Below are 19195 nucleotides of genomic sequence, written 5' to 3' on the forward strand. Positions count from 1 at the left end.
TGTTTTGCGCTAAAAACCCTTTCCTATACACCTTTTTCTGGGGTAAATTTATTTTCGTCCTTCCGCTAATCCCTTGGCCTGTCAGGATTATCTGACAACGCAATTAGCTCCTTGATATACAAGAATGCCTTCTAAACCATTTGGCAATCTGTGGCCAATCGACCTGACCTTGAGCAATTTGCATAACAAATCGAACCATTTCCTCTTGATCGACCTTAAAATTTATATTATTAATTTTTAAGGTCAAAACTCCAACTGCAATTCCAGTACGTTTATTACCATCTATAAAAGGATGATTATTAATAATTGAGTGAGTAAGTACGGCTGCTTTATCATATATTTCAGGATAAAACTCAACTTCTCCAAATCCAGCCCAGGGCCGGGCTACTGCTGCTTTTAAAAGCCCTAAATCGCGCAGGCCATGACTACCACCAGTCGCTTCAATGATACTAAAATGTAAAAAAAGTAATTGCTCAATATTAAGAACCTTCATTTAGCTAGCTCCTTTAAAGCCAGCTCATATTCTTTTATAAAACTATTTACTAAACTAACATAATCATTATCTATACCGTCCAGCAATTGCACACTCTTTTCATCAGGTGCAATTAACGGTTTAACAATAATACACTTTTTTTCCTCGTCTAGTTCTATAATTACATTAGATCCCTCTTCTAGTTTTAATTTTTGTAACATTTCTTTGGTTAAAGCAACTACATGGCTATTGCCAGTACGAAAAATTTTACGAATCAGCATATTGCCACCTCCCAGTTACTATGTTAATACAGTAATTACAGGTTGTAAAGAAAAAACCTTCCACCCTTTATTGATGGAAGGTTTGCAGTAATTCTCTCACTTCAGCTGTGGTATTGAGTTGCAGGGCCCGCTCCGCCAGTTCAGCACATGCCCTGGCATCCAGTCCGGCAATAATCCGCTTAATCTCTTTGATACTGCCAGCTGACATACTCCACTCATCCAGCCCCAGCCCGACCAGCAACGGTGCCGCCAGGGGGTCTCCCGCCATACTGCCGCACATTCCTACCCACTTGCCTTCCCGATGGGCAGCATCAATTACCAGTTTAATCAAGCCCAGCACAGCCGGATGGAAATAGTCATAGAGATAGGCGACTTTTTCATTCATCCGGTCAACGGCAATGGTGTATTGCACCAGATCATTGGTCCCGATGCTGAAGAAATCCACTTCTTTTGCAAACCTGGCAGCCAGCACAGCGGCAGAAGGTACTTCCACCATAATACCCAGCTCCAGGCCAGCTTTGAATTCTTTCCCTTCCTGTTTCAAATCAGCTTCGGCTTCCTGATAAATCCGTCTGGCCTCCCGCCATTCCTCCAGACTGGAGATCATGGGGAACATAATCTTGATATTGCCATAAACACTGGCCCTTAAAATGGCCCGCAACTGCGTTTTAAGGAGCTGGGGCTGATTCAAGCCAATGCGGATTGCCCGGTAACCAAGGAAGGGGTTCATTTCTTTTTCCAGCTCCAGGTAGGGTAATTCCTTGTCCCCGCCAATATCCAGAGTCCGGATAATTACCGGGCGTTCGCCCATGATTTCAGCTACCCGGCGATAAGCCTGGAACTGCTCTTCTTCATCAGGCATTTGTTCCCGGTGCATAAAGAGAAATTCAGTACGGTAAAGGCCAATTCCTTCTGCTCCCTGTTCCAGAGCCAGTTCTGCCTCTTCCGGAGTGCCGATATTGGCCACAATCTCAAAGCATTTGCCATCTACTGTACAGGCAGGCCTGTGGGCAAAAGCCTGCAGTTCCTGCAAACGTAACTGCTCTGCTGCTGCCTTCTCCTGATATTCTGTCAGTGTAGCCTGTTCAGGATTGATTATACACAAACCTGCCTGTCCATCAATCAAAAGGTTATCGCTGTGATTGATGCTTTCAATTTCGGCTCCAACTCCCAGAATAGCCGGTATCCCCAGGGAACGGGCCAGAATGGCGGTATGGGAAGTCTTGCCCCCCACTCTGGTGACAATCCCCTTGACCAGGTTCCGGTTTAGCTGAACAGTATCAGAAGGAGTCAGGTCGTCAGCGACTATAATCACTTCCCGGTCAAGCTCAGCTAAGCTCAGCTGCTGCCCTCCCTGCAAGAGAGTTAACAGCCTCCGCCCCACATCCCGGATATCCGCCGCCCTTTCCCGCAGGTATTCGTTGGGCATCTGTTCGAAGATGCGGGCAAACTCTTCAGTTACTTCCTGAACAGCTCTTTCGGCCGGATAAGAACGGGTCTCCACCCGTTTTATCATTTCCGGATAAAAACCAGGGTCGAGTAAAAAGCTAATCTGGCCTTTAATAATGGTGGATTTTTCTTCCCCCAGTGTTTCCCGGGTATAGTCCACCAATTTGTGCAAATCAGCTTCACACTGCTCTTTCGCTGCCTGCAGTCGCGCCAATTCCCCGGCAATATCCTGTACCTCAGTCAGTTGAGGCTGTTGCTGACTGAGGTGCGGCCGGTAAAGAAACGCCGGGCCCAGGCCGATACCGGCTGAAACCCCCAGCCCATAAATGCGTTTTTCTGCCATTATTCCTCACCAAACTTGCTTTCTATTAATTGAACCAGGGCTTCTACTGCCGCCTGTTCATCATCACCTTCAGCTTCTATGGTAATTTTATCCCCTTTGCTCAGGCCCAGAGCCATCACCCCGAGAATGCTCCTGGCATCAGCCTGATGACCACTGGCGGTTTTAACAGTAATCCGGGAGGTAAAGCGACCGGCTGTTTCAATCAACAACTGGGCCGGTCTGACATGGAGACCGGAGGCGTTTTGAAGTTCCACTTCGCGTGCATACATAGTTATTACCTCCAAACTACAGATTTTGTAGCAGGTTGACCAGTTCTTCAGCAGAAGCTACGGTGTGCAATTTTTGCCGGAAATCTTCATGCATCAGTTTGCGGGAAATGGCGATCAATATTTGCAAATGCTCATTTCCTACCTGTTGTTCCGGTACAGCTATCATAAACACAGAAGTTACGGGTTGTCCATCCATAGCCTGCCAGTCTACCGGCTGAGCCAGGCGGGCAAAAGCCAGTCCGGGAGCTTGAACTGCTGCCGATTTTCCATGGGGGATAGCCACTCCGAATCCAATCCCGGTAGTACCGGTTTCTTCCCGTCTTTTTACAGCATGCAGATACTGGTCAAGGTCTGAAACAAATCCGGCTGCAGCAAGAGCCGCTGCCATTTTTTCCATGCATTCTTCCTTGCTGTTAACTGTCAGGTCCAACAAAGTCGTGTTTTCATTCAGCATATTGCTCAGATTCATGGTTATTTCCTCCTCAAATGGTTGGGATAAGGAACAGGAAAACCTGCCCCTTATCCCATTATGCCCTGTTAACAACTTATTTTTGCTTTTTCAACAGGTTGACCAGTAAAGCGGTAACAACAGTACCTATGACAATGGCCAGCGCATACATCGGCAAATTGCCTACCGCATTGGGAATGGGGAGTACGAAAATACCGCCGTGGGGTGCCCGCAAGGTACAGCCAAAGGCCATGGAAAGAGCACCGGTTACAGCTGAACCAATCATGATAGAAGGAATTACCTTGAGGGGATCAGCGGCAGCAAAGGGAATGGCTCCCTCGGTGATGAATGAAATTCCCAGGACTGCGGCTGCTTTACCAGCTTCTCTTTCTTCCTCGGTGTATTTGTGAGGAGCCAGCAATGTAGCCAGCCAGAGACCCAGGGGCGGAGTCATCCCGGCCGCCATGACTGCTGCCATGGGCCCATAAACATCACTGCCCAGCAAACCGACAGCAAAAGTATAAGCGGCTTTGTTGACCGGACCACCCATATCAAAAGCCATCATCGCGCCCAGAATCAGGCCCAGCAGCACGGCATTGCCGGCACTCAAGCTCTTCAACCAGGCAGTCATCGCATCCATGATAGTTTTAATCGGAGTACCAATTACATAAATCATCAGCAGGCCTACAATCAAGGTAGCAAAAAGAGGTATGATGAGTACAGGTTTAAGGCCTTCCAGATTTTTGGGCAACTTAATGTTATCCTTTAGCCATTTCGCTACATAACCGGCCAGGAAACCGGCAGCGATACCCCCCAGGAAACCGGCACCGATCTTAGAAGCCAGCATACCGCCTACCAGACCAGGAGCCAGACCGGGCTTTTCAGCAATGGAAAAAGCGATAAAGCCGGACAGTACAGGCACCATCAGAGCAAAGGCAGAACCGCCGCCGATATCCATCAGGGCTGCCGCCAGAGTCCCTTTTTGTTCGAAAGCCTTGATGCCAAAAACGAAGGAGAGGGCAATCAACAAACCACCGGCTACGACAAGAGGAATCATATAGGAAACCCCATTCATCAGGTGCTTATAGGCGCCAGTCCGCTGTTTGCTTCTTTCTTCCTTGATTTGCTCTACCTGAGCTACATAAGCGCTGGTAGCCGCCTTTTTGTTAAGGGCCTCGTCCAGCAGTCTTCCCGGGTTCTTGATAGCTTCACCAACTGAGGCTTTGACAACCGGCTTGCCGGCAAAACGGCCTTCATCGACATCGGTATCAGCAGCAACAATAATGGCATGAGCGTCGGCAATTTCCTGAGGAGTAAGCGCATTTTCCACTCCCACTGCTCCTCTGGTCTCTACTTTCAGGTCGATGTTTTTTTCCTTAGCTGCTTTAATCAATGCTTCTGCTGCCATGTAGGTGTGGGCAATCCCGGTCGGGCAAGCAGTAACGGCTAAAATCTTTTTCATAAAATTTCCTCCCCCTCTTGCTATATAGCTCATCTCCAATTGATAACCTTGACTCGGGCCAGATTGGCCTCCACTTCTTCCCGGGTACAGACCTGGGTTCCCGCTTTGGAAGCTGCAATGGTGCCTGCTGCTGTGGCCCAGGCTGCAGTTTCAGCCAGAGGCTTTTGTTGCAACAAAGCATAGACCAGAGCTGCCACCATGGTATCCCCGGCTCCCACTGTACTCTGCGGCACTATGGGAAAGGGCTCGGTTACGATCACTTCCTCCCGGTTTAACACTACCGCCCCCTTACTGCCCCTGGAGATTACCGCCAGCTCCACTCCTTGTTCCAGTAGTTGACGGCCTGCAGCGATGATAGCTTCCGTATCTTGCAATGAACGGCCCAGCAGATTTTCCAGTTCTGCCAGGTTGGGCTTGACCGCAAAGGGCTGAGCGGCAAGACCAGCGCGCAGGGCCTCTCCATCGGCATCCAGGACTACTTTCACCCCCTTTGCTTTTGCTCTGCTGATCAGTTCCCGATAAGTATCAGCAGCAGCTCCCTGGGGTAAACTACCGCCCAGAATCAGGTAAGCCGTCTGTTCCAGAACTGAATCAAGCAGCTGGTAAAACGTTTGCATACGAGCAGAATCCACTACAAATCCAGGTTCATTGATTTCCGTAGTTTGTCTGGTGGCAAGATCAACCACTTTCAGGTTGGTGCGGGTTTCCCCCGGTACGCTGACAAAAGCAGTCGTTATCCCTTCATCCTCCAGAGCCTTTAACAGCAGTTTACCCTGCATTCCAGCAATGAACCCGGTAGCCAGTACGCTTACCCCGAAATTATTCAGTACCCTGGCCACATTTATCCCTTTGCCCCCGGGGTCCAGCCGTACCTCCTGAACCCGGTTTAAGCTTCCTGTGGTAAAGCCTTCGACAGTTACCGTCTTATCCAGAGCCGGGTTTAAAGTTACCGTGACTACTGCAGCTGAATTCATTTTGTTTCCTCCTATGGCTGTGCAAGATGAACCTGAACTCCTTTTTTCTTCAAAGCCATCACCACCTCAACGGGAGCAGCAGCATCCATGATGCAGTGATCAATATCGGCCAGACCGGCAAATCTGGCAAAAGAAATGCGACCGATTTTACTGTGGTCAGCCAGCAGAATTACCTGGGTAGCCGCTGCAATCATTTTGCTTTTTACTGCCGCTTCCAGCAGATTGGGAGTGGTTAAACCTTTTTCTAAATCCAGCCCATTGGTAGCGATAAAAACCTTGTCCACCCGTACCTGCTCCAGGGCCCGTTCGGTTATGGGCCCGACCAGGGCCAGCGTCTCCCGGCGCAGACTGCCTCCGGTCACCAGTACCTCGATACCGGGATTACCCTGTAATTCCTGGGCAAAGAGCAGGGAATTGGTGACCACTGTCAGGTGATTGAAGGTTTTAAGCTGCTGTACCAGATGAAAGGTGGTTGTGCCGGAATCCAGTAAAATGGTATCGCCATTTTCAATCAGCTTAACTGCTTCACGGGCAATGGCTTCTTTTTCACTTTTAAACCTGTCTTCTTTTTCCCAGTAAGTGGGTTCAAAATTAACTGCCTGCAACGAAATGGCCCCGCCGTGGGTCCGGTTTAACAGTTTGGCTTCTTCCAGTTCTTTCAAATCCCGGCGGATAGTGGACTCCGAAACCTGCAAAAAGTTACTGAGCTCCTGTACTGATGCACGACCATGCTTGTTGACATAGTCCAGAATCAGTTGTTTGCGTTCCTCCCCAAACACCTGCCAGCCCCCCAGTGATTGCCTGATTTTGCTCATTTGTTGATTGTTTTTGATTGTTTCTGCTTATTTTTGATTGTAATTGATTGTTCTGGTCTTGTCAAGAGCAGAAAAAAACTTCGGCCCGTTTTAGCCGAAGTTAATATTTCCCTCCAGTTCCTGAAGATATGCCTGAATCGCCGAACTGCAGCAGCGTCCCGCCGGGTTTTCGTATTCACAGCGCCTGCCACCCATGGCTCCGGTAGCCTTGACGATTTCAGCAAAAGTTCTGGCCCCCTGTTCCCAGGCTTCCCTGATCTGCCCTCTGGTCACCCCTTTGCAATAACAGAGGGGAACATCCAGCCCCGGGTCCTTCCACCAGACCTTGACTGTCAGGGCATCCCGGCCAAAAATCTGACCCAGCTCCCGGTGAAAATAAACCACCTGGCATTCCGGATTCTGACAGAGATGATAGTCTTCCTCCACAATCTGTTCGATTAGTCCGGTTTTGAGCAGATTGCGTAAAGTACGGGGGCTTACGGGCTGCCCCTCATTTCCACAGATAGGGCAGCGGGGAATTTGATTCTTTTCTCCGCAACCTTCCTGGCTACAACAGGCTTGTCCACATCCGACCATGGCCTAACCCCCTTTTCAATTGCAATTAAAATGGGCAGTTTTAGGTCATGCCCAGGACCTTAAGTCAGCAGCCACCTTCACAGTGAGCTACCGGCCGCAACATATACCGTTTCCTCAGCATGTTTCTACCCTCCTTTCCCGTATACGTAATTTCTCGGAAAGATCAAAATCAGTTGTCATCCTCAACAGCTTTAAGTTCAATCATCTTTTAAAGTTTCAAGGATTGGACATTCTTGTAGCTCTTCCTTATTGGGACAGCGTTCTTTCAATTCGTTCAATATTTTTTCAATCCGTCTTAAATCTTTTATTCGTTGTTGAACTTCATCTATTTTTTGAGAAATAAAATTATACATATCCTTACATCGAATTTCACCTTCATCTATAACCTTTAGTAAGTTATGAATTTCACCCAGAGAAAACCCTAGTTCCTGCATGCGTTTAATAAAAAATATACGCTTTACAGTCTCTTCCGAGTACATTCGATACCCAGAATCTGTTCGTAAAGTTTCTTTGATTAATCCTTTTCTCTCATAATACCTGATAGTTTCTTTATTGACATTACATTTAACAGCCAGTTCACTAATACGATATTTCATCTTATTATCACCCCCTGGATAAAGTATAAACCCTGTACTACGGTACAGGGTCAATAACATTTTTTAACGCGTTTTTTTCAGTTCAAAGGGGATAAACTAATAACAAACCGGCAAAGGAGGTTAAAAACTATGCACCTTTTGTTTGGTCGCCGCCGTGAAAAAGATACCTTCGATTTTCCCAATGCCGGCTTCTGGGCCCTGCATCTGGCCACTATTCCCCTGGTTTACATGCTGGGTAAAATGGCCGGAAGGGACCGGGAATAGGAAATTATAACTCGACTACCGTCACGCCGATGCCGCCCTCATTGGCTGCACCGTGACGGTAATTTTTTACCCGTGGATGTTCTTTTAACGCCTGGGTGATGGCTTTGCGCAAAGCCCCTGTCCCTTTGCCATGGATGACATAGACCTGGTTCAGTCCGGCCACCAGGGCGTTATCCAGATATTTTTCCAGTTCATAAAGAGCCTCATCGACCGTCATGCCCCTTAAATCCAGTTCCCGCTTGATAGCAGCGGTTTTGGCCGACATGAGGCTGCCTGCCCCCTGCACTTGCCCCGCTTCCGGATCAGAACCGGCCCGCAAGCGCAGATCCTCCCAGCGTACCGTCATTTTCAGGGCTCCTACCTGAACTACGGCACTAACACCGGGTTTTATCCCACCGACCACAGTGCCTTCCTGGTTTAAACTCAAGACCTTGACCCGGTCCCCCACTTCCAGCTCCCGCGGTGGTCTGCCTCCGGCAGCAACAGACGGGGTTGTCGGGGTGACAGCCTTGTCCGCTTGCAATTTGCGTAAACGGGAACGGGCATCATAGGCTGCTTGCAAGGTCTGGGCCGAAGGCGCCTCTGCCAGTCGGGCCTTCAGCTCTGCCACGATATTTTCCGCCTCCTGGCGGGCCTTTTTCACCTCCGCCCAGGCCTCTTCCCGGGCTCTGGCCAGAATCCGTTCCCGCTGAGCCTCCAGTTTTTCCTTGAGCTGCGCATACTCCTGCCGCAGGCGCTCGCTTTCCCGGCGCAACCGCTCGGCTTCCTGGCGTTCCGCTTCTGCTGCCCGCTGGCTGGCCTCCAGGCTCTGGATCAGATCGGCCATTTCCGTTTCCGCCTTGCTCATAAAGGAACGGGCCCGTTCCACCAGCTCCGGAGCCAGCCCCAGCCGGGCGGCAATTTGCAGGGCATTGGAACTCCCCGGCTGACCGATGAGCAAACGGTAAGTAGGCTGCAGGGTATTGACATCAAACTCCACACTGGCATTTTCAATCCCTGGCTGGCTGAAGGCAAAGGTTTTGAGCTGGCTGTAGTGGGTAGTAGCGATGGTTTTGGCTCCCCGCCGATGCAGCTCTTCCAGAATGGCCTGGGCCAGAGCCGCTCCTTCCGCTGGATCGGTACCTGCCCCCAGCTCATCCAGCAAAACCAAACTATCCCGGTCAGCCTCGGCCAGAATGGAGATGATATTGGTCATATGGGAAGAAAATGTGGAGAGGGATTGTTCGATGCTTTGCTCATCCCCGATATCGCAAAAAATCTGCTGATAGAGGCCAATTTCCGTTCCCAGCTCAGCGGGCAGATGCAAGCCCGCCTGAGCCAGAATCACAAACAGGCCTACTGTCTTTAGAGTCACAGTTTTACCGCCGGTATTGGGCCCGGTGATAATCAGGGTGGTGAAATCCCGGCCCAGCCAGATGGTAACCGGCACTACCCGGCCTTTGATTAAAGGATGGCGCCCGCCTTTAATGTAAATATAGCCATCCCGGTTCAGTTTTGGCCCTACGCCATCCCAGCGCTGGCTCAAAGTCCCTTTGGCCAGGGCAAAATCCAGATGGGCCAGGGCCTCCACCGCCAGTTCCAGCTGGTCAATTTCCGCCACCACCCGGGCCGTCAGTTCCTGCAGAATGCGTTCAATTTCCTCTTCCTCTTCCGCCTTCAGCCTTTTCAGATCATTATTGATTTCCACCACGGCCATGGGTTCAATAAACAGGGTCGCCCCGCTGCCTGACTGGTCATGGATCAGACCGGGGAACTGGCCGCGATATTCATTTTTCACCGGCACCACATAGCGGTCCCCCCGCTGGGTGACAATGGGGTCCTGCAGCATTTTCTGCCATTCCGGGGAACGGATAATCTGTTCCAGTTTTTCCTTCACCCGGACACTATGGCTGCGAATCTGCCGCCGCAGGGCAGCCAGCCGGGGAGAAGCTTCATCGGCCACTTCCCCGCCCGGTAAAATCGCGCGGTAAATGGCATCCTCGACCGGTTTAAAGCTGGCCAGGTTAGCGGCATATTCCTGGAGCAGCGGATAATGTTCCTTCAGTTCTGCAAAAAAGCGCTTCAAGCGGCGGCTGGCCCGCATGCTGTCTGCAACAGCCAGCAGTTCCTCCGGAGCCAGCACCGCGCCCCGTTTGGCCCGGCCCACAGCCTGACGCGGGTCTTTTAAACCGGACCAGGGCAGATCGGGATACACGCGCAACAATTCCCGGGCTTCCTGAGTCTCCTGCTGGCGGCGGCGAATTTCCGCCTCCTCGGTAGTGGGTAACAGGTTTTCCGCCAGCTCCCGGCCCAGGTTGCTCATGGTGCAATCGGCCAGCTGGGCGATGATTTTGCTGTATTCCAGTTTTTCCAGAGTGCGATTGTTCATTGTCTTACTCCTTTTCCTCCTCTTCCACCTGCAATACCCCCCGGTACCAGTGGCCTTTGGTCAAACCGCCCGGACTGAGTTTTTGCAGGAGTTCCCGGGCCTGAGGCAGCATTTTTCCGGCCAGAGCCTGCCGGTAAACCGCCACCACCTGCCGGATTTTCTCGGAATCTGCTAAACGCAAATCCAGCCGCAGGGCTTTGAGCCCGGACAGGCCGGGAAGGGGCAATTCATCCAGCAAAGCCAGTTCCCTGGGATTAAAAACATGCATGTGACAGAACTGGTCCATGCGCAAGGGGAACACCAGATTGAGGCGGTCTTTCAGCCCGTAAGTTCCCTGGCGACAGGGCTGGGAACACTTTTTGCCGGGCCGCCGTCCCCCCAGCAAACTGCCCACTGCACAATATTCGGAAACCATCATGGTAATATGGCCGTGAACCAGGACCTCCAGCGGCAAGCCCGTGGCCGCCAGCTCCATTACCTGTTCCCCCGTCAGTTCCGGGGAAAGGGTGATGCGGCTGGCTCCCAGCTGCTGCAAGATCTGGACTGTGACTTGATTAAAGGCATTTAAGGGCCAGTCTGCTACTAATTCGCCCTGGTAGCCCTGGGCCCGCAACCAGTGGAGCAAGCCCAGGTTGCTGACCAGCAAACCGGCAGGGGGCCGTTGTTGCAAGATCTGCTCCAGCCAGGGAATATACCCCTGCCATTCTTCCTCCTGCAGGATGCGGGGAGTAGCCAGCCAGAGCCGCTCCGTTCCGGGCAGTTGCGCCCAATCCGCTTTTTCCCGCTGGTGCCGCCACCATTCTGCACCCAGATAGACCAGGTCCGCCCCGGCGACCAGGGCCGCTTCCGCCCCTGACCAGCTGGCTACCTGGACGGTGAGCAGGGGTCTGCCCTGGTTGCGGCTCTCTTGCCGGGGTAAAGGCTGCCAGTCCGCTGCCGGTGCTGCCGGTCTGGCCCAGGGTTTAAGCCGTGCTGCCGTCAAGCGAGATATAGCCTGGCGGCGAGCCTCATTGAGCAAGCTGAGAGGCACCATACACTCCCCTTGCAGCCGGGCCTCCAGCCCTACCAGCTGATAGGGGGTGTTGCCCAGCCGCCCCAGCTGCTGCCACAAAACCTCCTCAGTAAGGGGTCGCTTCCGGGCCTGCTGGGCTGGTTCCGCTGTCCAGGCTTCCCCCCGGTTCCCCTGTTCATCCAGATAGACCAGGTGTAACGGCTGTCCCACTGACCCCTCGACCTTTACCGTTACCGGCAGGGGCTCTATCTTCTTACTGGCTCGTTCCATCAAATCTATATCCAGGGTCTTAAAGACCCGGTCACCCATACTAACCTGACCTGGACTGGGCAACCAGACCTTTCCCCCGGCAGCTGCCGCCACCGGACTGGTCAGCCCCAGCCGTCCGCCTATTTTGACCCAGATTTCCAGACCGTCCCCTACCCGCAGGGGTTCCTCCAGGACCAGCTCAAACCGGCGTTTGGCCCGATCCACCCGGGACACCCGGCCGATTTTCAGGCCCCGGTTATTGGGCCGTTTATAACTCATCAGTTCTGCCCCGGGATTGCCGGCAAAATAGCCGCGGGTGAAATCCCGGTTAAAGATCTGGGCCAGATCTTTCTTCTCCTCAGCTGTTACCTGGAAGGCCCCGGCCGCCAGGCGGTCCAGAGCCTGGCGATAAACCCGCACTACAGTAGCGACATATTCCGGCCGTTTCATTCGACCTTCAATTTTGAGAGAATTAATCCCTGCTTCGACTAAACGGGGCAAATCTTCCACCAGATTCAAATCCCGGGGACTGAGCAGATGTTTACCCACTTCCTCAGCGGTTAACTCCCGTCCCTGCTGATCCACGAGGGTATATTGCAAGCGGCAGGGCTGGGCACAGCGGCCCCGATTGCCACTGCGGCCGCCAATCAGGGAAGACATCAAACACTGGCCGGAATAGCAAATACACAGGGCACCATGGACAAAAACTTCCAGTTCGGCCCTGGTCCGGGCCCGAATCCGTTTCATATTTTCCCAGCTGACTTCCCGGGCCAGCACCACCCGCTGAAAGCCCAGTTCTTCCAGCTGCCTGACTCCTGCTGCATTGTGAATAGTCATCTGGGTAGAAGCATGCAACTCCAGATCAGGGAGATATTTACGGGCCAGGGCCGCCAGCCCCAGGTCCTGCAGTATAACCGCATCTGCTCCTCGCTCATAGAGAAAACCCAGGTAATCCAGAGCTTCCGGCAGCTCCTGGTCTGCTACCAGGGTATTAACGGCAACAAATACCTTCACTCCGCGCAAGTGGGCAAAATCCAGCGCTTCCCCCAGTTCCTGGCGGTCAAAATTGGCGGCATACTGGCGGGCACTGAAGTTTTTGCCCCCCAGGTAAACGGCATCAGCCCCATTGGCCACCGCCGCTTCCAGTGCCTCCCAGGAACCTACCGGGGCCAGCAATTCGGGTAGTTTCACAGCAATTACCTCCACCTTATCACTTAAACAATTCTATTCTATCCTAATGGCCAGCTGGCTTCAACTTGGTTTCCATAAAAATACACCTCCAGCCATAGTATGGCTGAAGGTGTCCTGTCCTAAACGGTTAGCGCTTGACCCGAATCAGGCCAGAGCAGGGAATGATTTCAATCCCCGCCGCTTCCAGCCGGTCCAGGAAAAGGTTCATGCCCAGGGAGTCACTGGCAATGTGGCCGGCGATCACTACATTGACACGGGCTTTTTCTGCCCGCTCCCGGTGTTTTTCGCTGATATGCATGCCCACCAGAGTGCCTACGCCGGCTTTGGCCCATTCATCATAGGCATCCTCCGAACCACCGGTACCACCGGTCATGTCCACGAAAATCCTACCACAGCGGCGGGATTCATCCCCGACAAAAATGGTAGGGCCTGCCCCCTGCCGGGCTGCTTCGGCATATTCGGGGATGGTTTTCAGTACTTTCAACAAATCGGCAATGGTTTCCGGCTGTTTCTCGTCCAGATATTTTTGCAGCCAGGAAGTAACCAGGTTATCCGAAGGAGTATGACAGCACATCAGGGGGATTTCCAGCAAACGGGCCACATCCACCGGCCGCTGGTGGTTATAGGGCATGACATTGCGCATGACTTCCTTGATGCGTCCAGCCATAATGCTTTCAGCGATATTAACCGGCACCCCCCACTGATAGAGGAGGTCGGACTGGATATGCATGACCTGATGCAGGGCCGCAAAAGCCCGCCCCTCCGGATGGTGGGCCAGCACCAGGTCGATTTCCTTGCCTTTTTCCCGCAGCCGGTCAGCCAGCAATAATTCACCGGCTTCGATATCAATGCCCACCAGAATCCGCTTGACTTCCTTCTCCGGGTCCCCCCAGAGAATCCTGGTGTCACTGTAAGGATTGGTCAGGGACTCGGTATCGAAAAAAGCCTTATCTTCCGCTTCCAGTTTTTCGTAGCTTTTCCGGGTCAGGCGCAAATCCCTTTCTACTGCCTGTTTCCCCCGCGGGTCAGCTTCCATTCCCATTTCTACCGCCAGCTGATAGATCTCTTTCAGTTTCATTAAATAGTCCTGGTCATCCAAACTGTGCAAAACTGCACAAGTCTGGAAGGCTGGGCTATTTGTATTCCGCCCTTTCAGAGAGTGCTCATTCCCAGCAAGCGGTATTTAAGCACTCCCATAGCCCCTGCCCCAAGAAGCAGGAACTTGCGCCCTTAGCCAGGTCTCCCCACATGCCCTGAATGTAATACTCTCTTCAGGACAGAGACGTCTCTTAAAACTTTCTCAGGGGAGAGTGGCGTCACCACCGCTACCTTGAGAACTCGCCAGAGATTATAGCTTGCGCTACAAGCACTAATACTTGTTCCACCCAGAGGTATTAGTACCTTCCCCAGCTCACTCCCAAGGCTTTTTATCACTCTGTCTATCTCCTTTAGTTGCCTTTCCTTCAAGTGTTTGTTCTTAACCGTTCTCTTTACATGCTCTTTTAATTCTTCCAATTCGCTGGCATCTAAATCCTTTAAAATTGCTATATATCCCTCGGGAATTTGCTCTTTTAATCCTAGTCCTCTTCTTGCTACGACATACGAAGCTGCTATGTCCTTGCTTATCATATACTGCGGTGCATACTTCAGCATCCCTATCACAGATGTATAGGCAGGATTGACCTCTATTACTTGTATACCCTTCCTCTTCGCTAAAACCTTGATTTTTTCCAAAAGTGACCTGTAGCTAAAGCTGTGCCTTATCCTCCTTGATTTCCTCCCTGAAAAATCCCCTCTTTTTCCTTTGTCTCTTATGTCCAATCTTTCGATTGCTATTGCTTTTTTCTTTTCCTCTGCTAACCTTACTACTTCATGAGCATGCTGCCATCTATAATATTCCCTCTTATTTGAATTGCCGCTTGTAAGTTCAGGCATCGGTATTCTGCCATAACTTACAAGCTTACCGTTCTCATCTGTTTCTGACCACGCTATGTGGTACGGATATGCGTTGACGTCTATGCCTATAACTCCATTTTCCTTTGTCACCACAACTTCCGGGAAGTTTTCTCTAATTGTAAAGTAAGCATATATCTTGCCGTTTTTGAGCTTTAGCTCGACGGAGTATGGTTCTTCACAAGTGCTTATTGCTTGTAGTAATTCCTCCCGGCTCCTTCCTTTTTTCCATCCCGCTTGTATCTTGGGGTATACATACTTTCTGTCCCCTACGTTTATCCTTAGTCTCGTACCATATTCATCTATCTCGATCCTTGTATTCAGGTTCCCTTTCTTGCTCTTATCTCCCCTTGAGTAGAGATTACCTTTTCTTCTTTCTTGCCACTCAAGTTTTAGCTTCTTATATGCTCTTCCATTTATGTGCCGTTTCTTGAGCTTATCAAACAAACTCCTGCCGCCAAAGACAACCTTCGTCGGATTCTCTTCCCTTTCTTTGCAAGACTCTAAAACGCTTTTTGCCTTCATTATCGCATCATCTACGTACCTCGAATTTAAATTAAAAATCCCTTGAAGTTCTTTTTTTAGTGTATTTCTGTTTTTACCTTCTAAAAGCCTGTTATATGCGAATCTTGCGCAGGATGACCATCTTCTCATAAGGTCTAATACTTCTTGTTTATCTTCTTCACTGTCAAAAACAAGTTTAGTTTGGATTGTTATCATGCTTTTTGCCACCTCTTTGCCCGTAAATCCTGGCTGCAAATGAGGTAACTATTGCTATTAAGTCTTCTGCTAGTTCTTTGTTTACATCTTCTTCATTTTCCTTTCCATTCAAAACTACAAGTTCTACTCCAAAGCTTTCCATAAAAAATTTAAGATATTCAAAACCAAACCTTGCCAGTCTATCATGATACTCTATTACAACTTTTTGAACTTCTCCTTTTTTATTTTGTTCAGAAGCTTTAATAAACCTCTCCTGTTTTCATTTACCCCACTTGCTATTTCGGATATGACTTCATACCACCAACCTTGCAAATTGGCATATTCTTTAAGTCTCCTGAATTGGTTTTTTAGGTACTCTTCCTGCTTTTTTGTAGATACTCTTGCATATAAAACTACAGTCGGTTTTGGTTTTTCTTCTATCATACCTATTTTCTATACCTTCTCCTACCCTTTGGAGTTCTAAGAGGAGTAATTAACCCTTCTTTTTCCCAGTTTATAAGTGTCCTTCGACTAATCAAGTATATTTCTTTTATTTTTTGCATACTTAATAACATCTATCATCACCTAGTTAAAATTAGACTCTTTTGCATAACTATCTTCAACTGTTGTATCCTCCTCTGTATACGGTATCCTGAAATATTTTACCACAGTATGTCGTATAGGGCAAATTGACTTGCAGGGAGGATGTATAATATGATGAAATCAACCTCGAACAGAACAGGGGGATGGCGATGAACACCAAAATTCTCGGCCTGTCTGCAGCTGAAGTGCAGGAAGAATTACATCGAATTGCCCAACACTGCTACTGGACGGTTGTGGTGGAAAAAGAAAATCAGCTCGTTTTGCAGACTGAGTCCGGTGAGCTGATTCTGATCTGGTCTCCTCTGCCCCCGCAGAAGCTGGGCAGTTTCCATTTGCCCAGAACCCAATTGTCCATCACAGGCCCTCCCACCGCTCTGGCCCGTCTGGATGAGGCCCTGCGCTGCCTGCGGGCCGGGGGGTAGGGTTGTTAATCCTATTGTAGTTTCACGTTATTCAACTTACGTGCCCATTCAGTAAAGGAGCATAAATAAATATTATTAGCAAATATAATTACGTGGTATAATTATATTAAGATAGTGATTGTCTTGAAGTATAATACAACCAGAGGGTGATAAACCATGCTACCCGTGGAATTGCATCAATTTTTTTGGGAATATGATGTGCAAACATTAGACCAAACCGCCCATTGGTTTCAAATTATAGAACGGATCCTGGAATACGGAGATCTGGAAGCCAACCGCTGGCTTTACCGAACCTATACCAGGGAACAGATTGCAGAAGTAGTCAGGAACAGCCGGAATATATCCAGGAGGACGGCTATTCTGTGGCAAAACCTATTGGGTATACCAAAGGAGGAAGTGGTTTGTTTGAACACATCATGTCAAAGGAACGATATACCCTTCTTGAGCAATTAGCAAGACACTCCCTGGTACAAACCTTTTATTTAGCAGGAGGGACCGGAGCAGCTCTTTATCTGGGCCACCGTTGGTCAGAAGACCTGGATTTTTTCTCAGAGCAAGAATTTGACCCTTTTCAACTTGCCGGAAAACTGGCCAATTTTGAGGGGTTTCTTTTAACCAGCCAGGGACCGGGAACTCTCCACTGTTTTATTTACGGCGTAAAAGTAAGTTTTCTCTATTATCCCTATCCCCGCCTCGAAACCGGGCTTACCTACAAAAACATTCAATTAGCATCATTAAAGGATATTGCCTTAATGAAACTGGTTGCTTTAGTGCAACGGGGGACAAAAAAAGATTTTGTGGACTTATTCTTTTTGGACAAGGAACAGATTAAGTTCGAAGATATTTTTAAAGCTTATCCGGATAAATACCCGGTTAAAACCTTTCAGCCACTGGTTTTTTTAAAATCCCTCGGATATTTTGATGATGCAGAATTAGAGCCAATGCCCAGGCTGTTTCGGGAGGTATCCTGGTCAGAGATCAAAAAATATTTTTTACAACGCCAAAAAGAATTAACAGATTATTTTATATGTAAAGACACTAATTTAGAAAAATAGTAAGAGCAATAAGTCTCTAGCGACACCGTACTTCTACCGCCTGCCGCTCCTTCTTGGCATTCCAGTAATATTTAATACTGATCCGGCTACCCTTGCGGAAATTGAGCTTACCCTGGTAACGAAAAACCAGCACTTTCCCCTGCACCCGGGCCTTGAAAGCCATAGCTCCCTGCCGTCCCAGATACTGCCCCTGTACGGTATAATAGACCGGCGGGGCTTTTATTTCTTGCAGCAGCTTGAATTCAACCCCACTTTCAGACACTATCCGCCAGCGCCAGCCTGCCAGAGGTTTAACCCGGATTATCAGCTGCGGATAGGTAAGCACAGCGGCTGTCACAGCATCAGGAGGCGGTACCTTTTCCCGCACCCGTACCGTGACCACTCCTTCGATTTCTTCCACCCCTGCTACCTCCAGCCCGTAACCAGCCGAGGGCTTTTGCCCCAGATTAATTACCACCAGCGTCTCCCGGCTGCTGTGATAGAGCCAGTAGCCCCGGGTTGTTTTCAGCTTTTCAGCTTCCTGGCGAACCTGGGCCGGTAAACTCTGCCGAGCGGTGACCACTGTATAGGGTACCGGATTAAAGGCAAGAGCCCAGACTGCCTTTACCGGAAATCCGGCCAGCAACAGAACCAGCAAAAACCTCCATAACCTGCTCATTTTTCTCCCTCCTCAGGGCAGCATTTTCACCAGACTCTCATATTCTTCCTTTAATGTCAGGTAATCATTGGCCAGATTCAAGGCAGCCAGCACAGCCACCTGGTGTAAAGGCAGAGAAGGATTGCCCGCCAGAATCGAACGCATCATTTCATCCAGCAGGGCAGCTGCCTTTTCAATCTGCTCCGGACTGGCCTCCCCTTTTATGCGATATTTTTCTCTGACAATCGTCACTTCTACCGTGTTCATACCTGATCCCTCCGCCCTGTTTAATTATACCATTCGCCAGTAAATGTTGAACTCCTTTTTTTGTGATAATTATCAAAATTACAACTTTTAGTCCTGGTCTTGTCTCAAGGCCAGCTAATATGTAAAATTAGTTTGTGAAAGTGAAGTTACGAACAATCCTTTTTATTTTACCATTCTAGGGACCAACATTGTCCCTCCGGGACAAAAATTGTACTAACACAATCACGGAAAGAGAGGGATATGCTATGACTGAATGCACATGTAAGTGTGGCAGCAAAAGCGCCGACCCCAGATTCAAGGAACTGGATGCTATTATCGCCAAACACCGGGAGGAAGCAGGGGCCCTGATTCCGGTACTGCATGCCGCCCAGCAGCTGTTTGGCTATTTGCCCCGGGAGGTCATGGAATATATCGCCAGAGAACTGAATGTCCCGGCCAGTGAAGTCTACGGCGTTGTTACTTTCTATTCCTATTTCTCCACCCAGCCTATTGGCAAATACAAAATCGGTGTCTGCCTGGGCACAGCCTGTTATGTCAAAGGTTCCGGCCTGCTCCTGGAAGAGCTGAAAAAGCAACTGGGCATTGACGTCGGTCAGACCACCCCTGACGGTTTGTTTACCCTGGAAGCCACCCGCTGTATCGGTGCCTGCGGTCTGGCTCCTGTTATCGCTATCAATGACCAGGTCTATGGCCGTCTGACCAGTAAAGACCTGGCTGCTATCCTGGAAGAATATCGCCAGCGGGAAGGTCAGGTTTCTCCCGCTATTGCAGGTTAAGCGGAGGTGCAAAT

At 49.9% G+C, this 19195-nt stretch carries 21 protein-coding genes and 1 pseudogene; 5 read left to right on the top strand and 17 right to left on the bottom strand.

The features are described 5' to 3' along the window. Window positions 1-103: 103 nt before the first annotated feature. The 10 genes from ULO1_RS09380 to merR all read right to left on the bottom strand — a co-directional run bounded on the left by ULO1_RS09380 (window position 104) and on the right by merR (window position 7685). Window positions 104-493: a type II toxin-antitoxin system death-on-curing family toxin gene (locus ULO1_RS09380; RefSeq protein WP_079933446.1), complete on the bottom strand. Its 390-nt coding sequence runs from the start codon at window positions 491-493 to the stop codon at window positions 104-106. Continuing rightward, window positions 490-753, bottom strand: a complete 264-nt coding sequence (locus tag ULO1_RS09385; RefSeq protein WP_079906097.1) for a hypothetical protein — start codon at window positions 751-753, stop codon at window positions 490-492. The genes ULO1_RS09380 and ULO1_RS09385 overlap by 4 nt, the downstream gene beginning before the upstream one ends. Window positions 754-820: 67 nt before the next feature. Then, window positions 821-2545 carry a phosphoenolpyruvate--protein phosphotransferase gene (gene ptsP / locus ULO1_RS09390; protein ID WP_079906096.1) on the bottom strand — a complete coding sequence of 575 codons (1725 nt, stop codon included), beginning with the start codon at window positions 2543-2545 and terminating at the stop codon, window positions 821-823. Further along, window positions 2545-2814, bottom strand: a complete 270-nt coding sequence (locus ULO1_RS09395) for an HPr family phosphocarrier protein (RefSeq protein ID WP_078665616.1) — start codon at window positions 2812-2814, stop codon at window positions 2545-2547. Before ULO1_RS09395 ends, ptsP begins: the two co-directional genes overlap by 1 nt. A gap of 16 nt (window positions 2815-2830) precedes the next feature. Next, window positions 2831-3283 carry a PTS sugar transporter subunit IIA gene (locus ULO1_RS09400; RefSeq protein WP_078665617.1) on the bottom strand — a complete coding sequence of 151 codons (453 nt, stop codon included), beginning with the start codon at window positions 3281-3283 and terminating at the stop codon, window positions 2831-2833. A 76-nt stretch (window positions 3284-3359) separates the two neighbouring features. Beyond that, the gene (locus tag ULO1_RS09405; RefSeq protein WP_079933447.1) at window positions 3360-4724 is read right to left on the bottom strand and encodes a PTS fructose transporter subunit IIC; all 1365 of its coding nucleotides are present in this window, start codon (window positions 4722-4724) and stop codon (window positions 3360-3362) included. Between the two features lie 29 nt (window positions 4725-4753). Beyond that, window positions 4754-5698 carry a 1-phosphofructokinase gene (gene pfkB / locus ULO1_RS09410; RefSeq protein ID WP_079933448.1) on the bottom strand — a complete coding sequence of 315 codons (945 nt, stop codon included), beginning with the start codon at window positions 5696-5698 and terminating at the stop codon, window positions 4754-4756. Window positions 5699-5709: 11 nt separating this feature from the next. Further along, window positions 5710-6477, bottom strand: a complete 768-nt coding sequence (locus tag ULO1_RS09415; RefSeq protein WP_174182996.1) for a DeoR/GlpR family DNA-binding transcription regulator — start codon at window positions 6475-6477, stop codon at window positions 5710-5712. A 126-nt stretch (window positions 6478-6603) separates the two neighbouring features. Further along, window positions 6604-7089 carry a (2Fe-2S)-binding protein gene (locus ULO1_RS09420; RefSeq protein WP_079906093.1) on the bottom strand — a complete coding sequence of 162 codons (486 nt, stop codon included), beginning with the start codon at window positions 7087-7089 and terminating at the stop codon, window positions 6604-6606. A gap of 197 nt (window positions 7090-7286) precedes the next feature. Beyond that, the gene (gene merR / locus ULO1_RS09425) at window positions 7287-7685 is read right to left on the bottom strand and encodes an Hg(II)-responsive transcriptional regulator (RefSeq protein ID WP_078666418.1); all 399 of its coding nucleotides are present in this window, start codon (window positions 7683-7685) and stop codon (window positions 7287-7289) included. 129 nt (window positions 7686-7814) lie between these two features. Between merR and ULO1_RS15315 the strand changes: the two genes are divergently transcribed. Further along, window positions 7815-7949 carry a hypothetical protein gene (locus ULO1_RS15315; RefSeq protein ID WP_278307340.1) on the top strand — a complete coding sequence of 45 codons (135 nt, stop codon included), beginning with the start codon at window positions 7815-7817 and terminating at the stop codon, window positions 7947-7949. 4 nt (window positions 7950-7953) lie between these two features. On the opposite strand, the gene ULO1_RS09430 is transcribed toward ULO1_RS15315, so the two are convergent. The 5 genes and pseudogenes from ULO1_RS09430 to ULO1_RS09450 form a co-directional block, all read right to left on the bottom strand. Further along, window positions 7954-10317 (bottom strand): endonuclease MutS2, encoded by a 2364-nt coding sequence (locus tag ULO1_RS09430; protein ID WP_079906092.1) that lies wholly within the window; start codon window positions 10315-10317, stop codon window positions 7954-7956. A gap of 4 nt (window positions 10318-10321) precedes the next feature. Next, window positions 10322-12769, bottom strand: coding sequence for a DUF3656 domain-containing protein (locus ULO1_RS09435; RefSeq protein WP_079906091.1), 2448 nt, complete (start codon window positions 12767-12769; stop codon window positions 10322-10324). A 127-nt stretch (window positions 12770-12896) separates the two neighbouring features. Further along, window positions 12897-13847: an NGG1p interacting factor NIF3 gene (locus tag ULO1_RS09440; protein WP_079933502.1), complete on the bottom strand. Its 951-nt coding sequence runs from the start codon at window positions 13845-13847 to the stop codon at window positions 12897-12899. Window positions 13848-13999: 152 nt separating this feature from the next. Continuing rightward, on the bottom strand, window positions 14000-15442 hold the full coding sequence (locus ULO1_RS09445) for an IS200/IS605 family accessory protein TnpB-related protein (RefSeq protein WP_079933449.1): 1443 nt from the start codon (window positions 15440-15442) through the stop codon (window positions 14000-14002). Then, a pseudogene (locus tag ULO1_RS09450) lies at window positions 15423-15996 on the bottom strand (IS607 family transposase). Before ULO1_RS09450 ends, ULO1_RS09445 begins: the two are co-directional and overlap by 20 nt. Window positions 15997-16173: 177 nt before the next feature. Between ULO1_RS09450 and ULO1_RS09455 the strand changes: the two are divergent. The 3 genes from ULO1_RS09455 (at window position 16174) to ULO1_RS09465 (ending at window position 17501) form a co-directional block, all read left to right on the top strand. Next, window positions 16174-16446 (top strand): hypothetical protein, encoded by a 273-nt coding sequence (locus ULO1_RS09455; protein WP_079906088.1) that lies wholly within the window; start codon window positions 16174-16176, stop codon window positions 16444-16446. A gap of 156 nt (window positions 16447-16602) precedes the next feature. Beyond that, window positions 16603-16899, top strand: a complete 297-nt coding sequence (locus tag ULO1_RS15435) for a DUF6922 domain-containing protein (RefSeq protein WP_079906087.1) — start codon at window positions 16603-16605, stop codon at window positions 16897-16899. Then, the gene (locus ULO1_RS09465) at window positions 16809-17501 is read left to right on the top strand and encodes a nucleotidyl transferase AbiEii/AbiGii toxin family protein (protein ID WP_159446513.1); all 693 of its coding nucleotides are present in this window, start codon (window positions 16809-16811) and stop codon (window positions 17499-17501) included. The genes ULO1_RS15435 and ULO1_RS09465 overlap by 91 nt, the downstream gene beginning before the upstream one ends. Before the next feature lie 16 nt (window positions 17502-17517). Here ULO1_RS09465 and ULO1_RS09470 read toward each other — a convergent pair whose 3' ends face one another. Both ULO1_RS09470 and ULO1_RS09475 read right to left on the bottom strand, forming a co-directional pair. Next, window positions 17518-18159, bottom strand: a complete 642-nt coding sequence (locus ULO1_RS09470) for a protease complex subunit PrcB family protein (RefSeq protein ID WP_079933450.1) — start codon at window positions 18157-18159, stop codon at window positions 17518-17520. 12 nt (window positions 18160-18171) lie between these two features. Beyond that, on the bottom strand, window positions 18172-18405 hold the full coding sequence (locus ULO1_RS09475; RefSeq protein ID WP_078666410.1) for a cell division protein ZapA: 234 nt from the start codon (window positions 18403-18405) through the stop codon (window positions 18172-18174). Window positions 18406-18650: 245 nt separating this feature from the next. Between ULO1_RS09475 and nuoE the strand changes: the two genes are divergently transcribed. Continuing rightward, window positions 18651-19181 carry an NADH-quinone oxidoreductase subunit NuoE gene (gene nuoE / locus ULO1_RS09480; RefSeq protein ID WP_079906084.1) on the top strand — a complete coding sequence of 177 codons (531 nt, stop codon included), beginning with the start codon at window positions 18651-18653 and terminating at the stop codon, window positions 19179-19181. Window positions 19182-19195 lie beyond the last annotated feature (14 nt).

Origin of the sequence: Carboxydocella sp. ULO1, from assembly GCF_002049255.1 — a bacterium.
GTDB lineage: Bacteria > Bacillota.

Excerpts from the sequence above, each read along its gene's own strand:
- ULO1_RS09380 (WP_079933446.1), bottom strand. The coding sequence starts at position 493 with ATGAAGGTTCTTAATATTGAGCAATTACTTTTTTTACATTTTAGTATC.
- ULO1_RS09385 (WP_079906097.1), bottom strand. The coding sequence starts at position 753 with ATGCTGATTCGTAAAATTTTTCGTACTGGCAATAGCCATGTAGTTGCT.
- ptsP (WP_079906096.1), bottom strand. The coding sequence starts at position 2,545 with ATGGCAGAAAAACGCATTTATGGGCTGGGGGTTTCAGCCGGTATCGGC.
- ULO1_RS09395 (WP_078665616.1), bottom strand. The coding sequence starts at position 2,814 with ATGTATGCACGCGAAGTGGAACTTCAAAACGCCTCCGGTCTCCATGTC.
- ULO1_RS09400 (WP_078665617.1), bottom strand. The coding sequence starts at position 3,283 with ATGAATCTGAGCAATATGCTGAATGAAAACACGACTTTGTTGGACCTG.
- ULO1_RS09405 (WP_079933447.1), bottom strand. The coding sequence starts at position 4,724 with ATGAAAAAGATTTTAGCCGTTACTGCTTGCCCGACCGGGATTGCCCAC.
- pfkB (WP_079933448.1), bottom strand. The coding sequence starts at position 5,698 with ATGAATTCAGCTGCAGTAGTCACGGTAACTTTAAACCCGGCTCTGGAT.
- ULO1_RS09420 (WP_079906093.1), bottom strand. The coding sequence starts at position 7,089 with ATGGTCGGATGTGGACAAGCCTGTTGTAGCCAGGAAGGTTGCGGAGAA.
- merR (WP_078666418.1), bottom strand. The coding sequence starts at position 7,685 with ATGAAATATCGTATTAGTGAACTGGCTGTTAAATGTAATGTCAATAAA.
- ULO1_RS15315 (WP_278307340.1), top strand. The coding sequence starts at position 7,815 with ATGCACCTTTTGTTTGGTCGCCGCCGTGAAAAAGATACCTTCGATTTT.
- ULO1_RS09430 (WP_079906092.1), bottom strand. The coding sequence starts at position 10,317 with ATGAACAATCGCACTCTGGAAAAACTGGAATACAGCAAAATCATCGCC.
- ULO1_RS09440 (WP_079933502.1), bottom strand. The coding sequence starts at position 13,847 with ATGAAACTGAAAGAGATCTATCAGCTGGCGGTAGAAATGGGAATGGAA.
- ULO1_RS09445 (WP_079933449.1), bottom strand. The coding sequence starts at position 15,442 with ATGATAACAATCCAAACTAAACTTGTTTTTGACAGTGAAGAAGATAAA.
- ULO1_RS09455 (WP_079906088.1), top strand. The coding sequence starts at position 16,174 with ATGAACACCAAAATTCTCGGCCTGTCTGCAGCTGAAGTGCAGGAAGAA.
- ULO1_RS15435 (WP_079906087.1), top strand. The coding sequence starts at position 16,603 with ATGCTACCCGTGGAATTGCATCAATTTTTTTGGGAATATGATGTGCAA.
- ULO1_RS09470 (WP_079933450.1), bottom strand. The coding sequence starts at position 18,159 with ATGAGCAGGTTATGGAGGTTTTTGCTGGTTCTGTTGCTGGCCGGATTT.
- ULO1_RS09475 (WP_078666410.1), bottom strand. The coding sequence starts at position 18,405 with ATGAACACGGTAGAAGTGACGATTGTCAGAGAAAAATATCGCATAAAA.
- nuoE (WP_079906084.1), top strand. The coding sequence starts at position 18,651 with ATGACTGAATGCACATGTAAGTGTGGCAGCAAAAGCGCCGACCCCAGA.